The organism is Streptomyces sp. (assembly GCF_036566765.1).
Taxonomy (GTDB): Bacteria; Actinomycetota; Actinomycetes; order Streptomycetales; family Streptomycetaceae; genus Streptomyces.
Genome location: NZ_DATCVQ010000230.1, coordinates 1 through 3785 on the forward strand (window position 1 = coordinate 1; position 3785 = coordinate 3785).

At 72.5% G+C, this 3785-nt stretch carries 3 protein-coding genes; all 3 read left to right on the forward strand.

Translation table 11 applies throughout. The features are described from left to right. Nucleotides 1-230 precede the first annotated feature (230 nt). Nucleotides 231-1826: a M48 family metallopeptidase gene (locus VIU94_RS13165; protein WP_331910936.1), complete on the forward strand. Its 1596-nt coding sequence runs from the start codon at nt 231-233 to the stop codon at nt 1824-1826. A 63-nt stretch (nt 1827-1889) separates the two neighbouring features. Then, nucleotides 1890-3002, forward strand: coding sequence for a hypothetical protein (locus VIU94_RS13170; RefSeq protein WP_331910938.1), 1113 nt, complete (start codon nt 1890-1892; stop codon nt 3000-3002). An 89-nt stretch (nt 3003-3091) separates the two neighbouring features. Next, a partial coding sequence (msrA, locus tag VIU94_RS13175) for a peptide-methionine (S)-S-oxide reductase MsrA (RefSeq protein ID WP_331910940.1) occupies nt 3092-3785 on the forward strand: 694 nt, incomplete at its 3' end.

The following is a 3785-nucleotide window of genomic DNA, read 5'->3' on the forward strand; positions in this document are numbered from 1 at the left end:
GTTGTCGAACAGGCAGAACCGCCCCGACGGACACCGGTCGAACCCGGTCGCCGCGTGTGCGGGCGGGGTCGCCGTCGCCAGCAGGCCCAGCGCCGCGAGCCCCGCGACGACCGCCCCTCTGAGTGAACTCCTCATGTCCTCCCTCCCCTTGAGTCCCATGCCCCCCCCACGGACATCGAAGGGATGTACGGTACCGGGCACGCATCCTTTCCCGGGGGGGAATTCTGTACATGGGCGCTTCGCTGCGCGCTGCCCGCGCGCTGGTTCTGCTCGCCGGTTTCTATCTGCTCGGCCTCGGCATGCTCGCGCTGCTCGGCGCGATCGACTGGGCCGCCACGGAGTGGGCGCCGCCGAGCATCTTCCTCAAGCTGTACATCGTCAGCGCGCTGCTCGCGATCCCGGTCGTGCGGGGCATGTTCATGCTGCGTACGCCCAAGGACGAGGGCATGGGCGGGATCCCGGTCACCGACGCGCACGAGCCGCGGCTGTGGGCGGCCGTGCGGGAGCTCGCCGCGGAGGTCGGCACCCGCGCGCCCGACGAGATCCGGCTCACCGCCGACATGAACGCCGCCGTGAGCGAGGACGCCCGGCTGCTCGGCCTGGTCGGCGGCACCCGCCGGCTCTACCTCGGGCTGCCGCTCATGGCCGGCCTCGAAGAGGCCCAGCTGCGGGCCGTCCTGGCCCACGAGATGGGCCACTACGGCAATGCCGACACCCGGCTCTCCGGCATCACCGAGCGCGGCCGCGTCCAAGTCGTCCGCACCATCGCCCACTTCGAGGAGAAGGCCGGCTCCACCGCCGCGAAGGAACGGGCCCGGCAGGAGAAGAAGGCCCAGAAGGCGGTCGCCAAGGGCAAGAAGGCCAAGGAGATCGACGAGGGCGGCGCGGGCTTCACGTACCGCGTGATGGCCCGGATCTACACGGCGTACGCGCACTTCTACATGCGCGCCACGCTCGCCGGCTCGCGCCGCCAGGAACTCGCGGCCGACCTCGCCGCCGCCCGGATCGCGGGGCGGGACGCCACCGCGTCCGCGCTGCGCGAGATCCCGGTGCTCGACGCGGCGCACGGCTTCTACCTGGAGTCGTACGCGACGCTGGGCACCGAGTTCGGGCTGCTGCCGCCGCAGGGCGAGGTGTTCGGCGGCGTACGGCGGCTGCTCGCGGCCCGCTCCGAGGAACTGGACGAGCTGCGGCGCGAGCTGCCGACCGAGCCGTCGTCGCCGTACGACTCGCACCCGTCGATGGCCGAGCGCGTCGCCCGTATCGAGGCGCTGCCGGACGACGGCCGGGCGGCCGAGCCGGCCCGCCCGGCGCTGGGCCTACTGGAGGCGCCGGACCAGGCACTGGCCGCGATCGAACGGGCGGTCCTCACGGACGAGGCGCTCGGCTTCCGTCGGCTGGACTGGCCCGAGCTGGTGCACGAGTCGATGACTGGGTTCTTCGAGCGCGACGCGGAGCCGCTGCGACGGGCGACCGCCCAGGTCACGGGCGCGCCGACGCTGGCGGCACTGCTCGACGCGATCGACCGCGGCGACAGCGGGCGGATCGCCGACCTGCTGCCGAAGTCGGAGGAGGCCCGGGCGGCCACGGGGCGCGCGGCGCGCGAGTTCGCCCGCCCTGTGCTGCGGCGCGGGCTGTCCCGGCTGGTCGCGGTCGAGTTCGTCCGCGACGGCCGGGGCCGCTGGCAGCTGTCCTGGTCGGACGCGGCGACGCTGCGCCTGCCGCACGGCTACGAGGAGGAGCTCCCGGCGGCGCTGGACGCGGCGGTCGCGGAGCGGCCGGACACGGAGCCACTGCGAAAGCTGCTGGCCCCGGTCGCCTCCTGACGCGTACTGGTTCCACCTGTTTCTCGTTCTTCTCGTTCTTCTCGTTCTAAGGATTTCTGCACGATGGCACGTCTGATCCCCCTGATCGTGATCGCGGTGTCGGTCTACTTCTGGATCAAGGCCCGCCGGGGCGCGAAGGCGGGGCCCGCGTCCGGCGGCGGCGTCTCGAAGGGCGAGGTCGCGAAGGCCGCGGCCGCGCTCGGACTCGTACCGCCGGAGCAGCTGGACACGGAGCGCGTGATCCCCGTGGTGCCCGAGCACGCGGCGGCCCGGGACGCGGTGCGGGCCGGGGACTGGGAGGCCGGGGCGGCGTTCGTGGCGGGCGCGGGGCGGGACTGGTGGGAACGGACCCGCCGGATCACCTGGCTCGCGGACGAGGCGGTCAAGGACGACGCGTGGCTGCAGGCCTGGCGGGCGGCCCGGCCGGACGATCCGGCGGCGGCGGCGGTGCACGCGAACGCGCTGGTGTACCTGGCGTGGGAGATGCGGGGCGACAACCGGGCCTCGCACACGTCGCAGGAGCAGTTCGCGAGCTTCCACCGCGTGCTGGCGGAGGCGCGGGAGGCGTTCCCGCGGGCGCAGGAGCTGGCGGGCGACGACCCGTCGCCGTTCATCGGCGAGCTGGCGTTGGCCATGGGCCTCGGGTTCCCGCACGAGCGCGTCGAGGAGCTGTGGGCGGAGATCGAGAAGCGGGACCCGTACCACCTGTCGGCGCACACCTCAGCAATGCAGTACTGGTGCGCGAAGTGGCGCGGCTCGCACGAGCTGATGCACGACTTCGCGCGCAGGGCGGCAGCGAAGGGCCGGCCGGGTCAGCTGCTGACGCTGCTCCCGCTGTACGCGTATTTCGAGCAGGAGACGCACGAGTCCGACCTGAAGCCGCAGACGTTCTACGGCCGCCCGGAGGTCGTCGCGGCGACGGACGCGGCGCTGGCGGACGTGACCGCGGCGACGCAGCTCCTGGACCGGCGGGACCCGAGGATCCTGCAGGTCAGGCACCTGCTGGCGTGGATGCTGTTCTGGCAGGACCGGTACGTGGAGGCGATGGAGCAGTACCGGGAGGTCGACGGGCACATCGGGTGCGTGCCGTGGAACTACTCGTCGGACCCGAAGGACCGGTACGTGAACACGCGCGACTACACGGCAGCGCAGTACCTCAAGGCGACGCGGGCATAGCTGGGTGTGGGTGCGGGACGGGCGGCCAGGGGAATCCCACGGAGCGCCCCGACGTTGTGCTGGGGGCCGAGCAGCCGAGGAGATGCCACATGTACCTGTCCCGCACCCCCGTCCTCCCCACGCCCGAGCAGGCGCTGAAGGGTCGCGCCGAGCCGGAGTTCGCGGTCCCGGAGCGCCACACGGTCCTGGGCAACCCGCTGCTGGGCCCGTACCCGGAGGGCCTGGAGACAGCCGACTTCGGTCTGGGCTGTTTCTGGGGGGCCGAGCGCAAGTTCTGGCAGACCGAGGGCGTCTGGACGACGCTGGTCGGCTACCAGGGCGGCTACACCGTGAACCCGGCGTACGAGGAGGTCTGCTCGGGCCTGACCGGCCACACGGAGGCGGTCAGGGTCGTCTTCGACCCGTCGAAGGTCTCGTACGAGCAGCTCCTGAAGGTCTTCTGGGAGGCCCACAACCCGACCCAGGGCTTCCGCCAGGGCAACGACGTCGGCACGCAGTACCGCTCGGCGATCTACACCCACTCCCCCGCCCAGGCCGAGGCGGCGGAGGCCTCCCGCGACGCCTACCAGCAGGTCCTGACCCGCTCGAACTACGGCACGATCACCACGGAACTCCGCCCCGCGGACAACCGCCCCTTCTACCCGGCGGAGCCGTACCACCAGCAGTACCTCGACAAGAACCCCGCGGGCTACTGCGGCATCGGCGGCACGGGCGTCAAGCTGGATGCCCCGTCCGAGACCAACTGGGGCCGCTCCTGCCCGACGGGCATCGCAAAGGCCGATG